General features: G+C 67.3%; 22 protein-coding genes. 12 read left to right on the top strand and 10 right to left on the bottom strand.

Annotated elements, in window-relative coordinates; genetic code table 11:
• Positions 1-52: 52 nt before the first annotated feature.
• The 4 genes from HMPREF2581_RS31275 (at position 53) to HMPREF2581_RS31290 (ending at position 2787) form a co-directional block, all read left to right on the top strand.
• Positions 53-604, top strand: coding sequence for a DNA-3-methyladenine glycosylase I (locus HMPREF2581_RS31275; protein ID WP_003097280.1), 552 nt, complete (start codon positions 53-55; stop codon positions 602-604).
• A 144-nt stretch (positions 605-748) separates the two neighbouring features.
• The gene (locus tag HMPREF2581_RS31280; RefSeq protein ID WP_003097282.1) at positions 749-1636 is read left to right on the top strand and encodes a lysophospholipid acyltransferase; all 888 of its coding nucleotides are present in this window, start codon (positions 749-751) and stop codon (positions 1634-1636) included.
• Between the two features lie 84 nt (positions 1637-1720).
• Complete coding sequence (locus tag HMPREF2581_RS31285) at positions 1721-1987, top strand: PilZ domain-containing protein (protein ID WP_003114645.1); 267 nt, start codon at positions 1721-1723, stop codon at positions 1985-1987.
• Positions 1988-2133: 146 nt separating this feature from the next.
• Entirely contained in the window at positions 2134-2787 is a 654-nt protein-coding gene (locus HMPREF2581_RS31290) for a 7-cyano-7-deazaguanine/7-aminomethyl-7-deazaguanine transporter (protein WP_003142200.1), read from the top strand.
• Positions 2788-2848: 61 nt separating this feature from the next.
• Here the strand turns inward: HMPREF2581_RS31290 and HMPREF2581_RS31295 are convergent, their stop codons facing one another.
• From HMPREF2581_RS31295 to def, 6 genes are all read right to left on the bottom strand, one after another.
• On the bottom strand, positions 2849-3121 hold the full coding sequence (locus HMPREF2581_RS31295; protein ID WP_003142201.1) for a hypothetical protein: 273 nt from the start codon (positions 3119-3121) through the stop codon (positions 2849-2851).
• Positions 3122-3435: 314 nt separating this feature from the next.
• Entirely contained in the window at positions 3436-3753 is a 318-nt protein-coding gene (locus HMPREF2581_RS31300) for a tetratricopeptide repeat protein (RefSeq protein WP_003142202.1), read from the bottom strand.
• Between the two features lie 148 nt (positions 3754-3901).
• A complete protein-coding gene (gene trkA / locus HMPREF2581_RS31305) occupies positions 3902-5275 on the bottom strand; it encodes a Trk system potassium transporter TrkA (RefSeq protein ID WP_003111375.1) in 1374 nt (457 codons plus the stop codon).
• 26 nt (positions 5276-5301) lie between these two features.
• Positions 5302-6606, bottom strand: coding sequence for a 16S rRNA (cytosine(967)-C(5))-methyltransferase RsmB (rsmB, locus tag HMPREF2581_RS31310; protein WP_003142203.1), 1305 nt, complete (start codon positions 6604-6606; stop codon positions 5302-5304).
• Positions 6603-7547, bottom strand: a complete 945-nt coding sequence (fmt, locus tag HMPREF2581_RS31315) for a methionyl-tRNA formyltransferase (protein WP_003142204.1) — start codon at positions 7545-7547, stop codon at positions 6603-6605. Before fmt ends, rsmB begins: the two co-directional genes overlap by 4 nt.
• 53 nt (positions 7548-7600) lie before the next feature.
• On the bottom strand, positions 7601-8107 hold the full coding sequence (gene def / locus HMPREF2581_RS31320) for a peptide deformylase (RefSeq protein ID WP_003097293.1): 507 nt from the start codon (positions 8105-8107) through the stop codon (positions 7601-7603).
• A gap of 138 nt (positions 8108-8245) precedes the next feature.
• Between def and HMPREF2581_RS31325 the strand changes: the two genes are divergently transcribed.
• The 3 genes from HMPREF2581_RS31325 (at position 8246) to HMPREF2581_RS31335 (ending at position 11092) form a co-directional block, all read left to right on the top strand.
• A complete protein-coding gene (locus tag HMPREF2581_RS31325; RefSeq protein WP_003097294.1) occupies positions 8246-9271 on the top strand; it encodes a LysM peptidoglycan-binding domain-containing protein in 1026 nt (341 codons plus the stop codon).
• Between the two features lie 134 nt (positions 9272-9405).
• Positions 9406-10494 (top strand): DNA-processing protein DprA, encoded by a 1089-nt coding sequence (dprA, locus tag HMPREF2581_RS31330; protein ID WP_003142205.1) that lies wholly within the window; start codon positions 9406-9408, stop codon positions 10492-10494.
• 40 nt (positions 10495-10534) lie between these two features.
• Positions 10535-11092: an L-threonylcarbamoyladenylate synthase type 1 TsaC gene (locus HMPREF2581_RS31335; RefSeq protein WP_003097300.1), complete on the top strand. Its 558-nt coding sequence runs from the start codon at positions 10535-10537 to the stop codon at positions 11090-11092.
• A gap of 9 nt (positions 11093-11101) precedes the next feature.
• Here the strand turns inward: HMPREF2581_RS31335 and HMPREF2581_RS31340 are convergent, their stop codons facing one another.
• Positions 11102-12079 carry an NADPH:quinone reductase gene (locus HMPREF2581_RS31340; RefSeq protein ID WP_003097303.1) on the bottom strand — a complete coding sequence of 326 codons (978 nt, stop codon included), beginning with the start codon at positions 12077-12079 and terminating at the stop codon, positions 11102-11104.
• A gap of 190 nt (positions 12080-12269) precedes the next feature.
• Between HMPREF2581_RS31340 and hemF the strand changes: the two genes are divergently transcribed.
• From hemF to HMPREF2581_RS31365, 5 genes are all read left to right on the top strand, one after another.
• Positions 12270-13187 (top strand): oxygen-dependent coproporphyrinogen oxidase, encoded by a 918-nt coding sequence (gene hemF / locus HMPREF2581_RS31345; protein ID WP_003097311.1) that lies wholly within the window; start codon positions 12270-12272, stop codon positions 13185-13187.
• A 57-nt stretch (positions 13188-13244) separates the two neighbouring features.
• Positions 13245-14069 (top strand): shikimate dehydrogenase, encoded by an 825-nt coding sequence (gene aroE, locus HMPREF2581_RS31350; RefSeq protein WP_003097314.1) that lies wholly within the window; start codon positions 13245-13247, stop codon positions 14067-14069.
• A 110-nt stretch (positions 14070-14179) separates the two neighbouring features.
• On the top strand, positions 14180-15166 hold the full coding sequence (locus HMPREF2581_RS31355) for a phospholipase C/P1 nuclease family protein (protein WP_003097316.1): 987 nt from the start codon (positions 14180-14182) through the stop codon (positions 15164-15166).
• Entirely contained in the window at positions 15147-16433 is a 1287-nt protein-coding gene (locus HMPREF2581_RS31360) for a peptidylprolyl isomerase (protein WP_003142206.1), read from the top strand. The genes HMPREF2581_RS31355 and HMPREF2581_RS31360 overlap by 20 nt, the downstream gene beginning before the upstream one ends.
• Positions 16430-17032 carry a hypothetical protein gene (locus HMPREF2581_RS31365; RefSeq protein WP_003131389.1) on the top strand — a complete coding sequence of 201 codons (603 nt, stop codon included), beginning with the start codon at positions 16430-16432 and terminating at the stop codon, positions 17030-17032. The genes HMPREF2581_RS31360 and HMPREF2581_RS31365 overlap by 4 nt, the downstream gene beginning before the upstream one ends.
• Positions 17033-17035: 3 nt before the next feature.
• Here HMPREF2581_RS31365 and HMPREF2581_RS31370 read toward each other — a convergent pair whose 3' ends face one another.
• The 3 genes from HMPREF2581_RS31370 to betC are packed head-to-tail and all read right to left on the bottom strand — an operon-like array spanning position 17036 to position 21045.
• Entirely contained in the window at positions 17036-18589 is a 1554-nt protein-coding gene (locus tag HMPREF2581_RS31370) for a SulP family inorganic anion transporter (protein WP_003097320.1), read from the bottom strand.
• 4 nt (positions 18590-18593) lie between these two features.
• Positions 18594-19517, bottom strand: a complete 924-nt coding sequence (locus HMPREF2581_RS31375; protein WP_003097322.1) for a choline ABC transporter substrate-binding protein — start codon at positions 19515-19517, stop codon at positions 18594-18596.
• Between the two features lie 16 nt (positions 19518-19533).
• Positions 19534-21045 (bottom strand): choline-sulfatase, encoded by a 1512-nt coding sequence (gene betC / locus HMPREF2581_RS31380; RefSeq protein ID WP_003142209.1) that lies wholly within the window; start codon positions 21043-21045, stop codon positions 19534-19536.
• Between the last annotated feature and the right edge of the window lie 51 nt (positions 21046-21096).

Here is a 21096-nt window from a genome sequence, read left to right on the forward strand (position 1 = left end):
CCCGCGCCGCCTCGCCCGTCCCCCCGATCCCTGGAAAACCACGGAAAGCCTTATGCCACGCTGCTTCTGGTGCAACGACGATCCTCTCTACATGGCCTACCACGACGAGGAGTGGGGTGTGCCGCAGCGCGATCCCGACGCGCTGTTCGAACTTCTGCTGCTGGAGGGCTTCCAGGCCGGGTTGTCCTGGATCACCGTGCTGAAGAAGCGCGAGCGCTACCGCGAGGTGCTGTTCGGCTTCGACGTGCAGCGGGTGGCACAAATGAGCGACGCTGAGATCGACGAACTGATGCTCGACCCCGGCATCATTCGCAATCGGGCCAAGCTCAACGCTGCGCGGCAGAACGCCCAGGCCTGGCTGGAGCTGGATGACCCGGCTGGGTTCCTCTGGTCCTTCGTCGGCGGCCAGCCGAAGATCAACCATTTCGCTGGTCGTGCCGAGGTGCCGGCGATTACCCCGGAAGCCGAGGCCATGAGCAAGGCGCTGCGCAAGGCCGGCTTCAACTTCGTCGGGCCGACCATCTGCTACGCCTTCATGCAGGCCAGCGGCATGGTCATGGACCATACCCAGGACTGCGACCGTTACGCCCAACTCGTCGGCTAGCCGGGCGCTCCCTGATGGATGCGTTCGGATGTTCCACGTGGAACATCGGCGCGCAGCATAGCTGGTCGCCCCGCTTCCTTGGCTGCCGCCCTCGCCCTTCTTCCTGGCGTACAATGCGCGTTCGAGTCGAGCGAGGAGTGTTTCGTGGAGAAATTCAAAGGTGCCCTGGTGGTGGGGGCCCTACGCCTGTTCGCGCTATTGCCCTGGCGTGCCGTGCAAGGCGTCGGGGCCGGCATAGGCTGGCTGATGTGGAAATTGCCGAATCGATCCCGCGAGGTAGTGCGGATCAACCTGTCCAAGTGCTTCCCCGAGTTGTCCGAAACCGAACTGGAAAAGCTGGTCGGACAAAGCCTGATGGATATTGGCCGTACCCTCACCGAAAGTGCCTGTGCCTGGATCTGGCCGCCTGAAAAGTCGCTGAGGTACATCCGCGAGGTCGAAGGCATGGAAGTGCTGGAGGAAGCGCTGGCTTCCGGCGATGGCCTGGTCGGCATTACCAGTCACCTGGGAAACTGGGAAGTACTCAACCACTTCTATTGCTCTTACGCCAAGCCGATCATCTTCTATCGTCCGCCCAAGCTGAAGGCAGTGGACGAGTTGCTGAAGAAGCAACGCGTGCAATTGGGCAATCGCGTCGCACCTTCCACTCCGGAGGGTATCCTCAGTGTCATCAAGGAAGTGAAGAAAGGCGGTTGCGTAGGGATTCCCGCCGACCCCGAGCCCGCGCGTACCGCTGGGCTCTTCGTGCCCTACCTGGGCACCACTGCATTGATCAGCAAGTTCGTCCCGCAGTTGCTTTCACGCGGCAAGGCGCGTGGAGTGTTCTTCCATGCGGTGCGCCTGCCCGATGGTAGCGGTTACAAGGTGATCCTCGAAGCGGCTCCGGCGGACATGTACGACAAGGACCTGGAAGTGTCTGTAGCAGCCATGAGCCGCGAGTTGGCGAAGTATGTACGAGCCTATCCCAGCCAGTACATGTGGAGCATGAAGCGCTTCAAGAACCGCCCGGATGGCGAGAAAAAATGGTACTGAGGAAAGGGCGTCGGAAGACGCCTTTTTCATATCCGGGTACTATGCTCAGCTCTGCCGCCTCCTCCGCAGGTCCCGAGGGACTCGATGGATAATCAACGACAATACCCACGAACCCCGCTCAAGTGCCGAATCCGTATCAGTCACCCGTTATTTGGCGAGCTGATGGCGCAGACACGCGACCTCTCCGACACCGGGGTCTATGTCAAACACCCGGATCTGACCCAGCTCCCAACAGGCAGTGTCGTTACTGGCCAGGTACAGGATCTGCCGATCGACGCGCCGATCCTGCAGATGGAAGTCGTGCGAGTCGATGCGGAAGGCGTCGGCCTGCGCTTTCTCAGCGAAGCCTGAACGGTGATGTTCCACGTGGAACCCCAGGCATGAGCCACTGATCACAGAGTGGGCGAAACTGCTGCCGGTTATCGGCTAGAATGCGCGCCGCTCGGCATGGTGCCGGGCATGGGTTCCCTCACCCCATCGCGCAAAAAGGACAGTACATGTCAGCCTCTTCTCCGGCGGCCTGGCGCGGCACCCTGGCCGGCCTGATCGCCTTCCACATCGTCATCATCATCGCCAGCAACTACCTGGTGCAGTTGCCGATCACCCTGTTTGGCTGGCACACCACCTGGGGCGCCTTCAGCTTTCCGTTCATCTTCCTGGCTACCGACCTCACCGTGCGCTTGCTGGGCAAGGGCCCTGCCCGGCTGGTCATCGCCCGGGTCATGATCCCGGCGTTGATCGCCTCCTACGTGGTCTCGGTGTTGTTCCAGGAAGCGGCGTTCCGTGGTTTCTCCGCGCTGCTCGAGTTCAACACCTTCGTCGCACGGATCTCCCTGGCAAGCTTCCTCGCCTATGTGCTCGGGCAGATCCTCGACATCCAGGTATTCGACCGCCTCCGTCGTTCCCGGCACTGGTGGACCGCGCCAGTCGCCTCGACCATCCTCGGCAACCTGCTGGACACCTTCACCTTCTTCTTCGTGGCGTTCTGGCGCAGCGACAATCCGTTCATGGCGCAGCACTGGGTGGAAATCGCCACGGTGGACTACGGAGTGAAGCTGAGCATCAGCCTTCTGCTGTTCGTGCCGCTCTACGGCATGCTACTCAACGGCATCCTGAAGATGCTGCCGGGGCGGCCGCAGAGCAACGCTTGAGGCTCATCGAGGCAGTCTGGAGGAAGGGCGCAACGGCCGTGACCGTTGCGCCCTTCTTCGTTCAGGAGGTGGTAGCCCGGTGCGCGGCCGTGAGCAGCGTCAGGGCATCGCCGCCGAGCGTGACCAGGATGTGCGCCACGCGCTGAATGGGAACGCCCTGCCCTGTCCGCACTTCGATCCTTTCCAAGGCATGGAGGAGACCGAGGAGAGCCCTCAGGCGCTCCTGTACGGATTCGAGCATCTCATTGGCGGAGGCGTTCCGGTGAACGTAGAGAATCGCTTGCTCGTATGGGTATTCGACATAGGACGGGACTGAACGCTCGTGCTTCGACATGTTGGCTCCGGAAAAGTAGTTGAAGTCGGGTGTCGCGTTCGGGCTTGGACCGAAGCGATGAGTCGAAGCTAGAGGGCCGGCAGCGGTCGCTCAATGGGGTGTTGGGCGTTCGGGATGCAGGCTACATCGTTGACAGAAGTTGCCTACGAATGTGTGGAACAGGTCTTTGTAAAAGTGTCGTCGGGGCGTGCTCGAACCGTTCCGCCAGCGCTGGATGAGGACGCCCGACCCGTCTGCCGGAACTCCGGCCTACGGGTGGAGAGAACGCGCTGTACTCCGTCCTGGCCGGGGAAGCGCGAGCCTCGGCCGGACGCTCAGGTTCTCGCCCTATCGAGCTTGCGCAGGAACACCGTCATTTCCTTTTCGGCCTGCTTGTCGCCATGCGTCGCGGCAGCTGCCAGGCCTTGCTCCCAGGCCTGCCGGGCGCCCGCGAGATCGCCGGCAGCCTGGCGCGCCTTGCCCAGCAGTTTCCAGCCAGCGGAATACGTCGGGTCCTGCTCTACGCAACGCTGGAGGTGTTCCGTCGCGCGTTCGGCGTCGCCCGCGTCCAGGTAGCCCTTGCCCAGGCCGAAGCGCAGCAGCGCATTGTCCACGCCTTTGGCCAGCATCTTTTCCAGACCTTCGATCATCATCCTGCCCTCTTCCAACGATGTCGGCCATTGTGCCCGGCTCCGGCCAGGCTTTGCACGGAACAGGGGGCTTCGGCCGTTGCGAAGGAGGCACGCGGCCCCTTCGTGTTCGTAGGCCGAAGCCCTATCGCCGTTCGCGATAGGGCGTGCCTCAGAAGAACGTCAGGCCGGCCTGGAACAGTCGTTCGACGTCGCGGATGTATTTCTTGTCGACCAGGAACAGCAGCACGTGGTCGCCGCTCTCGATGTGGGTGTCGCCGTGGGCGATCAGCACTTCCTCGTCGCGCACCAGCGCGCCGATGGTGGTGCCCGGCGGCAGCTTGATCTCGTTGATCGAGCGACCGATCACCTTGCTCGACTTGGCGTCGCCATGGGCCACCACCTCGATCGCTTCGGCTGCGCCGCGGCGCAGCGAGTGTACGCTCTCGATGTCGCCGCGGCGAACGTGGGCCAGCAGGGTGCCGATGGTCGCCAGTTGCGGGCTGATGGCGATGTCGATCTCGCCGCCTTGCACCAGGTCGACATAGGCCGGGTTGTTGATCAGGGTCATCACCTTGCTCGCGCCGAGCCGCTTGGCCAGCAGCGAGGACATGATGTTGGCCTCGTCGTCGTTGGTCAGGGCGAGGAACACGTCGGTCTCGCCGATGTTCTCCTCCAGCAGCAGGTCGCGGTCGGAAGCGCTGCCGTTGAGCACGATGGTGCTGTCCAGGGTATCCGAGAGGTGCCGGCAGCGCAGCGGGCTGCGCTCGATGATCTTCACCTGGTAGCGGCTCTCGATGGCCTCGGCCAGGCGCTCGCCGACATTGCCGCCGCCGGCGATGATGATCCGCTTGTAGCTGTCGTCGAGCCTGCGCATCTCGCCCATTACCGCGCGGATATGGGCCTTGGCGGCGATGAAGAAGACTTCGTCGTCGGCCTCGATCACCGTGTCGCCCTGGGGAATGATCGGCCGGTTGCGGCGGTAGATCGCGGCGACGCGGGTATCCACGTTCGGCATGTGCTCGCGCAACTGGCGCAGCTCCTGCCCTACCAGAGGGCCGCCGTAGTAGGCCTTGATGCCGACCAGTTGCGCCTTGCCTTCGGCGAAGTCGATCACCTGCAACGCGCCGGGATGTTCGATCAGGCGCTTGATGTAGTTGGTGACCACCTGCTCCGGACTGATCAGCACGTCCACCGGGATCGCCTCGTTGTCGAACAGGCCGGTACGGGTCAGGTAGGCCGGCTCGCGGACGCGGGCGATCTTGGTCGGGGTGTTGAACAGGGTGTAGGCGACCTGGCAGGCGACCATGTTGGTCTCGTCGCTATTGGTCACCGCCACCAGCATGTCGGCGTCGTCGGCGCCGGCCTGGCGCAGCACCGTGGGGAACGAGGCCTTGCCTTGTACGGTGCGGATGTCGAGGCGGTCGCCGAGGTCGCGCAGGCGGTCGCCGTCGGTGTCGACCACGGTGATGTCGTTGGCTTCGCTGGCCAGGTGCTCGGCCAGTGTGCCGCCGACCTGGCCGGCACCTAGGATGATGATTTTCATGGCAGGAACGGCTCGTCAGGTTTCGATCAACGGGCGGATATCTTGATCAGCTTGGCATAGTAGAAGCCATCGTGGCCTTCCACCTGCGGCAACAACTGGCGGCCGTGGGGCTGTTTCATGCCCCAGGGGCCGGGAAGGTCCAGTTCGCGGGCGCCGGGCGTACGGGCAAGGAAGGCGGCGATGCTGTCGCTGTTTTCCGCCGGCATCACCGAACAGGTGGCATAGAGCAGCACGCCGCCGACTTCCAGGGTAGGCCACAGTGCGTCGAGCAATTCACCTTGCAGGTGCGCCAGGGCGGCGATGTCTTCCGGCTTGCGCGCCAGCTTGATGTCCGGGTGGCGGCGGATCACCCCGGTGGCCGAGCACGGCGCGTCGAGGAGGATGCGCTGGAACGGCTTGCCGTCCCACCACTCCCCGGTGGCCCTGGCGTCGGCGGCGACCAGGCTGGCTTGCAGGCCGAGCCGCTGGAGGTTTTCCCGAACCCTTACCAGGCGGCTCTCCTCGAGGTCGACGGCGACCACTTCGGCCAGTCCCGGCTGGGTTTCCAGCAGGTGGCAGGTCTTGCCGCCAGGCGCACAGCAGGCGTCGAGGACACGCTGGCCGGGCGCGCTTTCGAGCAGCTCGGCGGCCAGTTGCGTGGCTTCGTCCTGGACGCTGACGCGGCCCTCCGCGAAGCCCGGTAGTTCGCGTACGTCGCGCGGCGCGGCGAGCTGGATGCCGTCGCGGCTGTAGTCGCAGGCGCGGGCCTCGATCCCGGCTTCGGCGAGTTCGGCCAGGTAGGCATCGCGCTCGCCGTGGCGCCGATTGACCCGCAAGGTCATCGGCGGGTGTGCGTTGTTCGCCGCGCAGAGCGTGTCGAGTTGCTCCGGCCAGGCCTGCTTGAGCGCTTTCAGCAGCCAGCGCGGATGGCCCAGGCGCGCCGAGGGATCGCGGTCGACCTCGGCCAGCAGCGTCTCGCCTTCGCGCTGCGCGCGGCGCAGCACGGCGTTGAGCACGCCCTTGGCCCAGCCCTTCTTCAGCTTGTCGGCGCAGCCGACGGTCTCGCCGATCGCGGCGTGCGGCGGAATCCGCGTGTAGAGCAACTGGTAGAGGCCGATCAGCAGCAGGGCGTGGATATCGGTGTCGGCGGCCTTGAACGGCTTCTGCAACAGGCGCGCGGCCAGGGCCTGCAGGCGCGGTTGCCAGCGCGCCGCGCCGAAGGCCAGCTCCTGGGTCAGGCCGCGATCGCGCGGGGCGACCTTGTCCAGTTGCGGCGGCAACGCGCCAGACAGCGAGGCGCGTCCGGCGAGCACCGCGGCCAGTGCCTGGCAGGCGGCGAGACGCGGGTTCATTGGCCGAGCACCTGGCCGGTGGCGAATTGCTCGCGACGGCTGTTGTAGAGGTCGGCGAAGGCCAGTGGCTTGCCGCCCGGCACTTGCAGGCGGGTCAGGCGCAGGGCGCCTTCGCCGCAGGCGACCAGCAGGCCGTCGCGGCTGGCCTCGAGGATGGTTCCGGGCGCCCCGCTGCCCTGCCCCAGGCTGGCACCGAGGACTTTCAGCGGCGCATCGGCGAGGCTGGTGTGGCAGACCGGCCAGGGGGTGAAGGCGCGGACCTGGCGCTCCAGTTCGACGGCCGGACGGCTCCAGTCGAGGCGTGCCTCGTCCTTGTTCAGCTTGTGCGCGTAGGTGGCCAGGGCGTCGTCCTGGTCCTCGCCATGCAGGGTGCCGGCGGCCAGGCCGGCGATGGCTTCGACCACCGCTTTCGGGCCGAGCGCGGCGAGCCGGTCGTGCAGGCTGCCGCCGGTGTCCGCGGCGGAAATCGGCGTGCTCACCTTGAGCAGCATCGGGCCGGTGTCGAGCCCTGCTTCCATCTGCATCACGGTGACGCCGCTCTCCGCGTCGCCGGCTTCCACCGCGCGCTGGATCGGCGCGGCGCCGCGCCAGCGCGGCAGCAGCGAGGCGTGGCTGTTGATGCAGCCCAGGCGCGGGATATCGAGTACCGCCTGGGGCAGGATCAGGCCATAGGCGACCACCACCATCAGGTCCGCGCGCAGCGCCGCCAGCTCCGCCTGGGCCTCGGCATTGCGCAGGCTCTGCGGCTGCATGACCGGTAGGCCATGCTCCAGGGCCAGGCTCTTCACCGCGCTGGGCATCAGTTTCTGCCCGCGGCCGGCCGGCCGGTCGGGCTGGGTGTAGACGGCGACGATCCGATGTGGGGTGTCGAGCAGGGCCTTGAGATGCTCGGCGGCGAATTCCGGGGTTCCGGCGAAGACGATGCGCAATGCTTGGCTCATGCGGGGCTCGCTAAAAGAAAAGGCTTGCCGGGGCAAGCCTTTGGGGGATGGGGTCACGCCTGCTGTCGATGCTGCTTTTCCAGCTTCTTGCGGATGCGGTCGCGCTTGAGGGTGGACAGGTAGTCGACGAACAGCTTGCCGTTGAGGTGGTCGCATTCGTGCTGGATGCATACCGCCAGCAGGCCTTCGGCGACCTCCTCGAAGGGGTTGCCGTCGCGGTCGAGGGCCTTGATCCGGACCTTCTGCGGTCGGTCCACGTTCTCGTAGAAGCCGGGTACCGACAGGCAGCCTTCCTGGTACTGGTCCATTTCCTCGGTCAGCGGTTCGAACTCGGGGTTGATGAATACCCTCGGCTCGGACTTGTCTTCGCTGAGGTCCATGACCACGATGCGCTTGTGCACGTTCACCTGGGTCGCGGCGAGGCCGATGCCCGGGGCTTCGTACATGGTTTCGAACATGTCGTCGATCAGCTGGCGCACCGCGTCGTCGACCACCTCCACCGGTTTGGCGATGGTCCGCAGGCGCGGATCGGGGAATTCGAGAATGTTCAGGATGGCCATATGCGTTTGTGATGCACTTGTGGAATCGATTGAAAATCCGCTGCTAAGATGGCGCGCAGCTTGAAAACGGCTTCAGACCGCGTTTCTCGCGGGCTTCGGGCGTTTCGCGTATGTCGACATGATAAAGGGATTCACTGCATGAGGAAATCACTAGTCGCCCTTCTGCTCCTTGCCGCGAGCGGTCTGGCGCAGGCCCAGGTCGACCTCAGGGAAGGGCATCCGGACCGCTACACGGTGGTCAGGGGCGATACCCTGTGGGACATCTCGGGGAAATTCCTCCGCCAGCCATGGAAGTGGCCGGAACTCTGGCACGCCAACCCGCAGATCCAGAATCCCCACCTGATCTACCCCGGCGACACCCTCAGCCTGGTCTACGTCGATGGCCAGCCGCGCCTGGTGCTGAACCGTGGCGAATCGCGCGGGACCATCAAGCTGTCGCCGAAGATCCGCAGCACGCCGATCGCCGAGGCTATCCCGACCATCCCGCTGGACAAGATCAACAGCTTCCTGCTGGCCAACCGCATCGTCGATGACGAGAAGACCTTCACCAGTGCGCCGTACATCGTCGCCGGCAACGCCGAGCGGATCGTCAGCGGCACCGGCGACCGCATCTACGCCCGCGGCAAGTTCGCCGACGGCCAGCCGGCCTATGGCATCTTCCGCCAGGGCAAGGTCTACATCGATCCGAAGACCAAGGAAGTCCTCGGCATCAACGCCGACGACATCGGCGGCGGCGAGGTGGTGGCCACCGAAGGCGACGTCGCGACCCTGGCGCTGACCCGCACCACCCAGGAAGTGCGCCTGGGCGACCGCCTGTTCCCCACCGAGGAGCGTGCGGTGAATTCCACCTTCATGCCCGGCGAGCCGAGCCGCGAGGTGAAGGGCGAAATCATCGACGTACCGCGCGGCGTGACCCAGATCGGCCAGTTCGACGTGGTCACCCTGAACCGTGGCCAGCGCGACGGGCTGGCCGAGGGCAACGTGCTGGCGATCTACAAGGTCGGCGAGACGGTGCGCGACCGCGTTACCGGTGAGTCGGTGAAGATTCCCGACGAACGCGCCGGCCTGCTGATGGTGTTCCGTACCTACAAGAAGCTGAGCTACGCCCTGGTTCTGATGGCCAGCAGGCCGCTCTCGGTAACCGACAGGGTGCAGAATCCCTGACTCGAAACCCCCGCCTCGGCGGGGGTTTCGCGTTTCTGGGGGAAGGAAATTTCATACGACGGTTTCCAGGATGGAAGCCGGACCCTTCCCCTCTTCCTGTCAGCGATGGACCTGCCTGCTATGGATGAGTCGCGATGAAGAACCATTCTCCAGCCGAACTGGAAGCACGGCTGCGCCTGCATGGCCTGCCCGAACTGGGGCCCATGCGCTTCCTGCGCTTGATCGAGGCCTTCGGTTCGGCCTCTTCCGCGCTTGCCGCGCCAGCCGGCGCCTGGCGCACCCTGGGAGTGCCTGCCGAGGCCGCTGCCGCGCGGCGCAGCCCGGCGGTGCGGGAAGCGGCGGGTGAAGCCCTGCGCTGGCTGGAAGGTCCGCGCAGGCACCTGCTGATGTGGGACGACCCGGGATACCCGGCACTGCTCGCCGAAGTCGCCGATGCCCCGCCGCTGCTGTACGTCGAAGGCGCTCCGGAGACTCTGGAACGGCCGCAACTGGCGATGGTCGGCAGCCGCCGCGCCAGCCCCGCCGGGCTGGGCACCGCCCGGAGCTTTGCGCGCAGCCTGGCGCAGGGCGGCTTCGCCATCACCAGCGGGCTGGCCCTGGGCATCGATGGCGCCGCCCACGAGGGCGCGCTGGAGGTTGGCGGCGTGACCGTGGCAGTCCTCGGCACCGGCCTGCGCAGGCTCTATCCGCGCCGCCACGAGGCGCTGGCGCGGCGCATCGTCGAGGGTGGCGGCGCGCTGGTTTCGGAACTGCCGCTGGACAGCCCGCCGCTGCCGGCAAACTTTCCCCGGCGCAACCGCATCATCAGCGGACTCTCGCTGGGTGTGCTGGTGGTCGAGGCAAGTCCCGCCAGCGGCTCGCTGATCACCGCGCGGCTGGCGGCGGAACAGGGTCGCGAGGTATACGCCATCCCGGGCTCCATCCACCACCCCGGCGCACGTGGCTGCCACCAGCTGATTCGCGATGGCGCGCTGCTGGTGGAAAGCGTCGGGCACGTGCTCGAAGCACTGCGCGGCTGGGCGCAGGCGGAGCCAGCGGAAGCGCCGGCGCAACCCCTGCCCCACCCTTTGCTGGCGCTGCTGCGCGCCGCGCCCTACACCAGCGAAGGCCTGGCCGCCGCCAGCGGCATGACGCTGCCCGACGTGCTGGCGACGCTCAGCGAACTGGAACTCGACGGCCGGGTCGCCTGCGAGGCCGGCACCTGGGTGCATCGCTCCGGCTGAAACCGTACACTTCGCGCACCCTGTCCGCTGGAGTGAGTCGATGATCAGCAGCTTTCGTGCGCAATGCGCCGCCCGGGTCGTCCGCGAGGGCGGCGTGATCGCCTATCCCACCGAGGCGGTATGGGGGCTCGGCTGCGACCCGTGGAACGAGGATGCGGTGTATCGCCTGCTGGCGCTGAAGGCGCGGCCGGTGGAAAAGGGCCTGATCGTGGTGGCGGCGAACATCCACCAGCTCGACTTCCTTCTCGAAGACCTGCCGGACGTCTGGCTGGACCGCCTGGCCGGTACCTGGCCGGGGCCGAACACCTGGCTGGTGCCGCACCAGGAGCGCCTGCCGGAGTGGGTCACCGGCGTCCACGACAGCGTCGCCGTGCGGGTCACCGACCATCCCCTGGTACAGGAACTGTGCCATCTCACCGGTCCGCTGATCTCCACCTCGGCCAATCCGGCCGGGCGCCCGGCGGCGCGCACGCGGCTGCGGGTGGAGCAATACTTCCACGACGAGCTGGACGCCATCCTCGGCGGCGCCCTTGGCGGGCGCCGCAACCCCAGCCTGATCCGCGACCTGGTGACCGGGCAGGTCATCCGCCCGGCCTGAGTACGCGCTTCAGGGCAACAGTACGGTCGAGCCGGTGGTTCGCCGTGCGGCCAGTTCGGTATGCGCCCTGGCTGCTTCGGCCAGGGCGAAGCGCTGGTTGATCTCGATGCGGATGTCACCGCGCTCGATCAGGCCGAACAGCTCGTCGGCCATCGCCTGGAGTTTTTCCGGGGTATCGGCGTAGCTGCCCAGGGTCGGCCGGGTCACGTACAGCGAACCCTTCTGCGAGAGGATGCCGAGGTTGACCCCGGTCACCGGCCCCGAGGCGTTGCCGAAGCTGACCAGCAAGCCGCGCGGCGCCACGCAGTCCAGCGAGGTTTCCCAGGTATCCTTGCCCACCGAGTCGTAGACCACCGGGCACTTCTTCCCGTCGGTCAGTTCGAGCACCCGCCGCGCCACGTTCTCGTGGCTGTAGTCGATGGTCTCCCAGGCACCGTGCTGCCTGGCCAGGCGCGCCTTTTCCGGCGAGCTGACGGTGCCGATCAGTTGCACTCCAAGGGCCTTGGCCCATTGGCAGGCGAACAGGCCCACGCCGCCCGCGGCGGCATGGAAGAGAATGGTTTCGCCGCCCCGCAGTTCGTAGGTCTGGCGCAGCAGGTATTGGGTGGTGAGCCCCTTGAGCATCACCGCGGCGGCCTGTTCGAAGTCGATGCCGTCGGGCAGGTGGACCAGCTTCTCCTCCGCCAGCACATGCAGTTCGCTGTAGGCGCCCAGCGGGCCGGTGGCGTAGGCGACGCGGTCGCCGACCTTGAAACGGGTCACTTCGCTGCCCACCGCCTCGACCTCGCCGGCCCCTTCGCTACCCAGCCCCGAAGGGAAGCCGGGGGCTGGATAGAGGCCGCTACGGTAGTAGGTGTCGATGAAGTTCAGGCCGATGGCGCGATTACGCACGCGGACTTCCCGGGGGCCCGGCTCGGCGGGTTGGTAGTCGCGGTATTCGAGGACTTCGGGGCCGCCGTAGGCAGCGAACTGGATGCGCTTGGCCATGCTGGAACTCCTGCTTCGTCAGGGTTTCGGACGGTCGCGCCGGGTGGGCGACCCTGGGTAAAGGCCTTCATCCAAGCCTTCCCCTTGACGGCCGTCAAGCGCCGGCTACCCATCCAGGGTGGTATGCTTGCGCCCTCGTTTCGTCGCCAGCCCGCGCCCCGCGCGGCCTCCCCGCTCCAAGGTGAACTCCGTGACCGACCGTATCGCCGCTGTCAAAACCTACCTGCTCGACCTGCAAGACCGCATCTGCGCCGCCCTCGAGGCGGAGGACGGCAAGGCCCGCTTCGCCGAGGACGCCTGGGAGCGTCCGGCCGGTGGCGGCGGACGGACGCGGGTAATCGGCGACGGCGCATTGATCGAGAAGGGCGGGGTGAATTTTTCCCACGTCTTCGGCGATAGCCTGCCGCCCTCGGCCAGCGCCCATCGGCCGGAACTGGCCGGGCGCGGTTTCCAGGCGCTCGGCGTGTCGCTGGTGATCCATCCGGAAAACCCCCACGTGCCGACTTCCCATGCCAACGTGCGTTTCTTCTGCGCCGAGAAGGAAGGCGAGGAGCCGGTCTGGTGGTTCGGCGGCGGCTTCGACCTGACCCCCTACTACGCCCACGAGGAAGACTGCGTGCATTGGCACCGGGTCGCTCGCGACGCCTGCGCGCCGTTCGGCGCGGACGTCTATCCGCGCTACAAGGAATGGTGCGACCGCTACTTCCATCTCAAGCACCGCAACGAGCCGCGCGGCATCGGCGGCCTGTTCTTCGACGACCTCAACCAGTGGGACTTCGACACCTGCTTCGCCTTCATCCGCGCTATCGGCGACGCCTATATCGACGCCTACCTGCCGATCGTCCAGCGCCGCAAGCACACGCCGTTCGATGAACGGCAGCGAGAGTTCCAGGCCTATCGTCGCGGTCGCTACGTGGAGTTCAACCTGGTCTTCGATCGTGGCACCCTGTTCGGCCTGCAGTCCGGCGGCCGTACCGAATCGATCCTGATGTCGTTGCCGCCGCAGGTGCGCTGGGGCTATGACTGGAAACCCGAGCCGGGCAGCGAGGAAGCGCGCCTGACCGAGTATTTCCTCGCCGACCGCGATTGGCTCGCCGGCCAGCCCTGACCCGCCCGCAGGGGACGAGTCCGCTCGTCCCGTCCCACCCCGGCAAAGGAACGACCCATGGACCGCTACTGCGTATTCGGCAACCCCATCGGCCACAGCAAGTCGCCGCTGATCCACCGCCTGTTCGCCGAGCAGACCGGCGAGGCGCTGGTCTATGACGCGCAGCTGGCGCCGCTGGACGATTTCCCCGGGTTCGCCCGGCGCTTCTTCGAGCAGGGCAAGGGCGCCAATGTCACCGTGCCGTTCAAGGAAGAGGCCTATCGTCTGGTGGACGAATTGAGCGAGCGGGCCACCCGGGCCGGGGCGGTGAACACCCTGATCCGCCTGGCCGACGGTCGCCTGCGCGGCGACAACACCGACGGCGCGGGCTTGCTGCGGGACCTGACGGCGAACGCCGGGGTCGAGCTGCGCGGCAAGCGGGTTCTCCTGCTCGGCGCCGGCGGTGCGGTGCGCGGGGTGCTCGAACCCTTCCTCGGCGAGTGCCCGGCGGAGTTGCTGATCGCCAACCGCACGGCGCGGAAGGCCGTGGACCTGGCCGAGCGATTCGCCGATCTCGGCGCGGTGCGCGGCTGCGGTTTCGCCGAGGTCGAAGGGCCTTTCGACCTGGTCGTCAACGGCACCTCGGCCAGTCTTGCCGGCGACGTGCCGCCGCTGGCGCAGAGCGTGATCGAGCCCGGCCGTACCGTCTGCTACGACATGATGTATGCCAAGGAACCGACCGCCTTCAACCGCTGGGCCGCCGAACGCGGTGCGGCGCGTACCCTGGATGGCCTGGGCATGCTGGTGGAGCAGGCCGCCGAGGCATTCTTCCTCTGGCGTGGCGTGCGTCCTGCCTCGGCGCCGGTGTTGGAGACGCTGCGCCGGCAATTGGCAACTGTCTGAGTTGTCAGGCCGCATTTGAGACGTACGTCTCAAATCGGTTTCCATCTGACATGTAGGAATCACAAAACCGGGTTAAGACTTCAGGCTTCACTCACTCTCGAGCGCTGCCGATGAAAACCTTCGCCCGCCTGGCCGCCGGTCTCTGCATCTGCGCCATCGCCAGCCAGGCCAACGCCTGGTCGCAACCGACCCACAAGAACATCGTCAAGGACGCCCTGGCCTTCATGAACTCCTCCTACGCCACCGAGGAGATGCGTCAGGCCTACCGGTTCTACGTGAGCGCCGCCGGCAGCGAGGCGCAGGCCGGGGAGATCCTCGGCCAGGCGGCCTTCGACGTGGACGACTTCAAGGACACCCGTCTCGGGGGCTGGTGGGTCGGCTACGAACACGCGCCGCTGTGGGGCGCGGCTTCGGGCATCGTCAACTACACCTCGTACTGGCACTTCCTCAACCTGGCCCGCGACGGCGATTCCCATGGCAACCCCCACGGCGGCTACGACTACCGCTACCACAAGGTCGACGGCGGCATCGCCGACGTCGACTGGTACGCCATGGTCTATCTCTACAACCGCGAGCTGAAGCGCGAGGACTTCGACACCACCGAGGCGCACTACCGCCAGGGCACCCGCTCGGACTGGCAGGAGCACTACGGCGACTTCCAGACCGCCGCCTTCCAGCCGATCGACAACCTCGCCACCTACTGGTTCGAGCAGTTCCGCGCCGCGCCTTCGCTGCAAACCATCGGCTATGCCCTGCACGCCACCGGCGACGTGGCCCAGCCGCACCATGTGTGGATCACCTCGGCCAACGGCCATTCCAGCTGGGAAGGCTGGGTCGACGACCACTACGCCAGCGAGAAGCTCAACGACCCGGCGGCGGTGGCCAACCTGGTGGGGCGCTACGATCCGAGCAAGAGCATCCGCGACCTGCTCACCCAGACCGGCCAGGTCGCCTACGCGCGTCCCGAGCCGCTCTACGACACCAGCTACGAGACGCGCCTGCGGGTGGCGAAGGAGCTGATTCCCGAGTCCATCGCCCTGACCGTCACCGTACTGACCAAGGGCGCCAACAGCTTCGATGCACAGACTGCTCTCTGACCGCGCTCGGGGCTGGCGTCGCGCACTGTGCGGGGTCGCCTTCGGGCTGCTGGCGTGGAGCGCCCATGGCGTCCCCGCCAAGGCGCCGCAGGATCTGCGGATCGACGGCGAGGTGCTGCCGGGGAAAAGCGTCGACCTGCTCGAGCAGGCCTTGTCGCGGGTCAAGTTCAACACCGACCCGCAGCAGTTGCGCCGTGGCCTGGTGGAAAACCGCCTGCTGGCACGCGCGGTGGAAGACCAGCTCACCGCGCAGAGCCGCGCCGATCTCGACGCCAGCGTGGAGATCGAGGCCGGCAACCTGCTCGAACAGGTATACGGCAGGCGCTACCGCGAGGACCTCGGGCCATACCTGCGCCAGCCCCGGGCCCTGAGCGCGGAGCGTTTGCGCGAGGTGCTGGCGCCGAGGAGCCGCGGCCTGGTGGAAAACAGCCTGCTGCTGGACGAGACGCAGCGCCGCGAGGCGGCCGGGGTCGAGCTGATCGGCTGGCAGTTTCCCGGCCAGCCGGCACAGGTCCTCGACCTGCTATCGCTGTACGAAGGCGACAACGTCCAGGGCCAGGTCGAATTGCAACAGGGCAACCTCGCCTACCTGGCGCGCCAGGTCCAGACCCGCATCCGCCGCGACTACCTCTGGTACCGCCTGGCCCGGGACGGCTTCGGCCCGGCAGAGCGGCAGGGCGTGAGGACCCTGGTGCGGGACAAGCTGGTGCGCCATCGCTATCTGCACCAGATCGGCCTCTACAGTGATTTCCACCATGAGTCCGATGCGCTGCGGGAACTCGCCGGCAAGGTCAGCGACAAGGACGCCGAGGCCTACTATCGGCGCAACCTGGAGCGTTACCGCAACGTCGCGCAGGTGCAGGCGGCGCATATCCGCCTGGCCGACCAGGCGAGCGCGGACAAGGTCTACGCCGAGTTGCGCAACGGCCTGGCCTTCGACGAGGCGGTACGCCGCTATTCCCTGGCCGACGACAGGGACCGCGACCCGCCCGGCGACCTAGGCCTGATACGGCCCCAGGACGGCCGGCTCGACCTGCTGCGCAAGACTGCGCTGATCCAGAAGGCCGATACGGTTTCCCAGCCGATGCGCATCGACGGCGCGTTCGAGATCGTCCGGGTGCGTAGCCGCGAGGATCGCCAGTTGCCCCTCGACGACCGCAGCGTGCGCTTCGAGGTGAACCAGGCGGTGGCGCGCGAGCAACTGGCAGCACAGTTCGAGACGCGCCTGCGCAACCTGCTGGCCGGCGCCAGGGTGGAAGGCCTGTGAAGCGCTGGCTCGGCGTTGCCCTCGGCTGCAGCGGGCTGGCGATCGCCCTGGCCTGCGCCGGCGTGTTGCTGGCGCCCGCCGATATGGCCGCTTCCTCGTCTTCTCCGCCGCCAGCCAGGACGGTTGCGGCGCTGCCCGCGGTCGACGACCGTCCGCCGCCGCTGGCGCCGGTACGATCGCAAGCGGTGGCACCGGCGTACGAGGCGGAGCCGCCGGCGGCGGAACTGGATCGCGAGCAGGCGATCCAGTTCATGCAGATGCTGCGCGACGAGGGCGACCCGCGCAGCCCGCCGCTCGGCGGCCTGCAACCACGCCAGGGCGCGACGGCTCAGGAGCTGGCCGATCCGAAGCAGTACCAGGCCTTCGAGGAACGACAGACCCGCGAACTGGTACAGGCCTACACCAGCGGCGTACAGCAGATACCGGAAATCCGCGCGCGGATCGAGGCGGCCGAACAGGGTGGCGAGCGCAGCGCCGAGGAAATCGACGAGGCTCGCGCCGCCCTTGGACAGTTGGAGATGATGCGCGACAAGCTGCAGCGGGAATCGCCGCAACTGCTGCCCGGCGACAGCGCACCGACATCGCCGGCGGCGCCCTGAGCGTCAGCCTTCGTAGTGCAGGCGGCAGCCTTCGTCGGCCTGCCGGCCCAGCGCTTCGCGGACCTGCGGGCGAGCGTGGCGCAATACCAGGCGGCGTCCCTCGGCGTGCAGGCGGCGGGCTTCCTGCTGCAACAGCACTGCGCCGGCGAAGTCGATGAAGTTCACCTGGCGGGCGTCCAGCACCAGCCGTGGCCTGTCGCATTGGCGCATGAGGCGTTGCAGGTAGTCGCAGGCGCCGAAGAAGATCGAGCCTTCGATGCGCAGCACCTCTTCCTCGTCGTTGCGCTGGCGCAGTACGCGTGGTGTCGAGGTGCGCCGCAGGTAGAAGAACAGCGACGCCAGCACTCCCGCGTAGATGGCGTTCTGCAGCGGCAACAGCAGCGTGGCCAGGGCGGTTAGGCCGGCCACCAGGCATTCGGCGCGGCCGCTGCGGTAGAGCGCGCGGAGCGCCGGGCGGTCGATCAGGCCCCAGGCGATCAGCAGGATGCCTGCGGCCATCGCCGGCAACGGTACATGCTCGATCAGGCGCGCACCGAGCACGGCCAGCAGGGCCACCCAGAGCGCCGAAAACGCACCCGCCAGCGGGGAGCGCGCACCGGCTTCCAGATTGAGCCCGGAGCGGGTGAAGGAACCCGCCGACAGGCTCGCCGACAGCCAAGGCCCGAGCAGGTTCGACAGACCCTGGGCGCGGACCTCCTGGTTGGCATCGAACGCGTCTCCCTGGCGCGCGGCCAGGGCGCGGGCGATCGACAGGCTGGTGACCAGCCCGAGCATGCCGCAGGCCACCGCCGCAGGTAGCAGGTCGAGGATCGATCGGGAATCGAAGACCAGCGGATTCCAACCCGGCAGTGCACTCGATAAGGCCTGCACATGGGCTACCGAGGCGAAGGTCCCGGGTAGCGCCCAGACCAGCGTGGCACCGCCCAGCAAGCCAAGCAGCAGGGCCGGCCAGCGCGGTCGGAGGCGCCTGACCAGCAGGCTGAGCGCGAAGCTGAAGCCGCCCACCAGCAGCGATGGGCCATCGAACTCGGCGAACCGCGCCAGCAGCCGCCAGCCGTTTCCCGGCGCTGCGCCCTCCCCGCTCGCGGCCAGGCCGAGAAGATAGGGCAGTTGGCCGAGGACGATCAGCAGCGCCGCGCCAAGGGTGAAGCCGAGCATCACCGAATGCGAGACGAAATTGACCAGCGACCCGACGCGCAGGACGCCGAGCAGCCACTGGAAGGCGCCGGCGAGAAAGGTCAGCAGCAGCACGGCCTGGACGTATTGCGGGCTGCCCAGCGGCGCCAGGGGGGCCACCGAACTGAACAGCAGCACCGAGATCGCCGCGGTGGGACCGCTCACCAGGTAGCGCGACGAGCCCCACAGGCAGGCGATCGCCACTGGCAGCATCGCCGCGTACAGGCCGTACTCCGCTGGCAGGCCGGCGATCAGCGCATAGGCCATCGATTGCGGCAGTGCCAGGATCGCGCCATTCAGGCCGACCCAGGCCTCGCGCCTGAGCGTGCCCCGGCGTAGCCCCGGTAGCCAGGCGAGGAACGGCAGCAGGCGCGTCCACATGGCGCTATGGCTGGCCGCGAACCGCGGCCAGGGCGTCGCCGCCGTCGCGGCTGGTCACCCCTTGCAGCCAGGCCTCGAGCACCCGCGGGTTGGCCTTGAGCCAGGCGCGGGTCGCCGAGGCCGGAGTCGCCGTGCCTTCCAGCGCGTCGCTCATCAGGCGGTTCTCCATGTCCAGGTCGAAGCGCAGGTTGGCCAGCAGCCGCGCCGGGTTCGGGCACTGCGCGGCGTAGCCCTTGCGTGCCAGGGTATAGACCTGGCCGCGGTCGCCGAAGTACTGCTCGCCGCCTTCCAGGTAGCGCAGGTCATGGCGGATGTTCATCGGGTGCGGCGTCCAGCCGAGGAACACCAGCCAGCGCTGGCGCTTCTCGGCCCGGCCGAGTTCGGCGAGCATCGCCTGCTCGCTGGACTCCACCAGCTTCCAGTCGCCGAGGCCGAACTGGTTGGCGTCGATCATCTTCTGGATCGACTGATTGGCCGGCGCGCCGGAGCCGATCCCGTACAGCTTGCGGTTGAAGCGTTGCCCTTGCGCGGCGAGGTCTTCGAAGCGGTGTACGCCGGCGTCCCAGACGTAGCGCGGCACCGCCAGGGTGAAGCGGGTGCCATCGAGGTTGCGAGCGAGGCGTTCGACCTGGCCGCTGGCGACGAACTTGTCGTGATAGTCCTGGTGCGCGGGCATCCAGCCGCCGAGGAAGGCGTCCACCTGGCCGTCGCGCAGGCCGCCATAGATGATCGGCACCGACAGGGTATCGATCTTCACCTGGTAGCCGAGGCTTTCCAGGAGAAACGCGGCGGTGGCGTTGGTCACCGCGATATCGCTCCAGCCTGGATCGGCCAGCCTGACGCGGGCACAGGCGGGGTCTTCGGCGTATAGCGAGGCGCTGCCCAGGAACAGGGTGGCGGCCAGCAGGCAGGTGGGAAGCCGGTTCATGGAAGTGCCCTCGTGCTCAGGGTTGCGGGAAGCGCGCGCGGCGCTCGAGATCGTCCAGGTCGATATGGTTGCGCATGTACTGCTGGCTGGCGTCGATCCACGGCTGGTGGTCCCAACTGGCCAGCCGCCCTCGCGCCAGCGCGGCGGCCACCAGGCGTCGGCGGCGCTGGCTGTCGAGTACGGCGCGGGTGATCGCGGGGATGTCCCAGCGTCGCCGGGCCTCGTCGAGGAACGCCTCGAACGTTCCGCGATGGGCCGGACTGGCGGCGAGGTTCTCGCGCTCCTGCGGGTCGTTGCGCAGGTCGTAGAGCAGGCAGGGGTCCTGCTCGGAGTAGATGAACTTGTAGTCGCCGCGGCGGATCATCATCAGCGGGCTGAGGGTGCCCTCGGCGGTGTATTCGCCGATCACCTCGTCATGCCCGCTGCCGTCGCGCAGGTGCGGCAGCAGCGAGCGGCCTTCCAGCGGCAGGCGTGGATCGACCTGGCCGCCGGCCAGCTCCACCAGGGTCGGCAGCAGGTCCACGGTGGATACCGAAGCGCCGATGCGGCGCGGCGCGAAGCGCGCCGGCGCATGGACCAGCAGCGGCACGCGCGCGGCCATCTCGAACCAGTGCATCTTGTACCAGAGGCCGCGCTCGCCGAGCATGTCGCCATGGTCGCCGGAGAACACCACGATGGTGTCGTCGGCCAGCCCGCATTCCTCCAGGGTCGCCAGCAGCGCACCGATCTGCGCGTCGACGTAGCTGCAGGCGCCGAAGTAGGCACGCCGGGCGGCGCGGATGCGCTCCTCGGGCAACGGCTTGTCCCACAGGTCGATGACCTTCAGCAGGCGTTGCGAATGAGGGTCCTGCTCCTCCTGGGCGAAGCGCTGGCGCGGCAGCGGGATGTCCTCGTCGCGGTAGAGATTCCAGTAGCTCGCCGGGATGCTGTAGGGGTCGTGCGGATGGGTCATCGACACGGTCAGGCAGAATGGCTGGCCGGCGTGCTGGCGAACATGGTCGTAGAGGTACTGGCGGGCCTTGAACACCACCTCCTCGTCGAAGTCCAGCTGGTTGGTGCGCACGCAGGGACCGGCCTGCAAAACCGAGGACATGTTGTGGTACCAGCTCGGGCGCACCTCCGGCTCGTCCCAGTTCACCGCCCAGCCATAGTCCGCCGGATAGATGTCGCTGGTCAGGCGTTCCTCGTAGCCGTGCAACTGGTCGGGACCGCAGAAGTGCATCTTGCCCGACAGCGCCGTGCGATAGCCGAGGTTGCGCAGGTAGTGGGCGTAGGTGGGGGTATCGGCGGCGAAGTCGGCGGCGTTGTCCCAGGCGCCGATGCGAGTAGGCAAGCGACCGCTGACCAGGGTGAAGCGCGACGGCGCGCAGAGCGGGCTGTTGCAGTACGCCGAGTCGAACACCACGGCCCGTTCGGCGAGGCGCGAGAGGTGAGGCATGCGCAGCACCGAGCGCGGATCGTGAAGCGGCAGCAGCGGCGCGGCCATCTGGTCGGCCATGATGAACAGGATGTTCGGCGAGGTCTTCATCGGGCGGCTTATCCCATGCGATTGGGTTATGCGATAGTGCTGCGTCGATCA

Origin of the sequence: Pseudomonas sp. HMSC057H01 (assembly GCF_001836405.1) — a bacterium.
Classification (GTDB): domain Bacteria; phylum Pseudomonadota; class Gammaproteobacteria; order Pseudomonadales; family Pseudomonadaceae; genus Pseudomonas; species Pseudomonas aeruginosa.

What these genes read in the sequence shown, in the direction of transcription:
- HMPREF2581_RS31275 (WP_003097280.1), top strand. Translation starts at nt 53, where the DNA reads ATGCCACGCTGCTTCTGGTGCAACGACGATCCTCTCTACATGGCCTAC.
- HMPREF2581_RS31285 (WP_003114645.1), top strand. Translation starts at nt 1,721, where the DNA reads ATGGATAATCAACGACAATACCCACGAACCCCGCTCAAGTGCCGAATC.
- HMPREF2581_RS31290 (WP_003142200.1), top strand. Translation starts at nt 2,134, where the DNA reads ATGTCAGCCTCTTCTCCGGCGGCCTGGCGCGGCACCCTGGCCGGCCTG.
- HMPREF2581_RS31295 (WP_003142201.1), bottom strand. Translation starts at nt 3,121, where the DNA reads ATGTCGAAGCACGAGCGTTCAGTCCCGTCCTATGTCGAATACCCATAC.
- HMPREF2581_RS31300 (WP_003142202.1), bottom strand. Translation starts at nt 3,753, where the DNA reads ATGATGATCGAAGGTCTGGAAAAGATGCTGGCCAAAGGCGTGGACAAT.
- trkA (WP_003111375.1), bottom strand. Translation starts at nt 5,275, where the DNA reads ATGAAAATCATCATCCTAGGTGCCGGCCAGGTCGGCGGCACACTGGCC.
- rsmB (WP_003142203.1), bottom strand. Translation starts at nt 6,606, where the DNA reads ATGAACCCGCGTCTCGCCGCCTGCCAGGCACTGGCCGCGGTGCTCGCC.
- fmt (WP_003142204.1), bottom strand. Translation starts at nt 7,547, where the DNA reads ATGAGCCAAGCATTGCGCATCGTCTTCGCCGGAACCCCGGAATTCGCC.
- def (WP_003097293.1), bottom strand. Translation starts at nt 8,107, where the DNA reads ATGGCCATCCTGAACATTCTCGAATTCCCCGATCCGCGCCTGCGGACC.
- HMPREF2581_RS31325 (WP_003097294.1), top strand. Translation starts at nt 8,246, where the DNA reads ATGAGGAAATCACTAGTCGCCCTTCTGCTCCTTGCCGCGAGCGGTCTG.
- dprA (WP_003142205.1), top strand. Translation starts at nt 9,406, where the DNA reads ATGAAGAACCATTCTCCAGCCGAACTGGAAGCACGGCTGCGCCTGCAT.
- HMPREF2581_RS31335 (WP_003097300.1), top strand. Translation starts at nt 10,535, where the DNA reads ATGATCAGCAGCTTTCGTGCGCAATGCGCCGCCCGGGTCGTCCGCGAG.
- HMPREF2581_RS31340 (WP_003097303.1), bottom strand. Translation starts at nt 12,079, where the DNA reads ATGGCCAAGCGCATCCAGTTCGCTGCCTACGGCGGCCCCGAAGTCCTC.
- aroE (WP_003097314.1), top strand. Translation starts at nt 13,245, where the DNA reads ATGGACCGCTACTGCGTATTCGGCAACCCCATCGGCCACAGCAAGTCG.
- HMPREF2581_RS31355 (WP_003097316.1), top strand. Translation starts at nt 14,180, where the DNA reads ATGAAAACCTTCGCCCGCCTGGCCGCCGGTCTCTGCATCTGCGCCATC.
- HMPREF2581_RS31360 (WP_003142206.1), top strand. Translation starts at nt 15,147, where the DNA reads ATGCACAGACTGCTCTCTGACCGCGCTCGGGGCTGGCGTCGCGCACTG.
- HMPREF2581_RS31370 (WP_003097320.1), bottom strand. Translation starts at nt 18,589, where the DNA reads ATGTGGACGCGCCTGCTGCCGTTCCTCGCCTGGCTACCGGGGCTACGC.
- HMPREF2581_RS31375 (WP_003097322.1), bottom strand. Translation starts at nt 19,517, where the DNA reads ATGAACCGGCTTCCCACCTGCCTGCTGGCCGCCACCCTGTTCCTGGGC.
- betC (WP_003142209.1), bottom strand. Translation starts at nt 21,045, where the DNA reads ATGAAGACCTCGCCGAACATCCTGTTCATCATGGCCGACCAGATGGCC.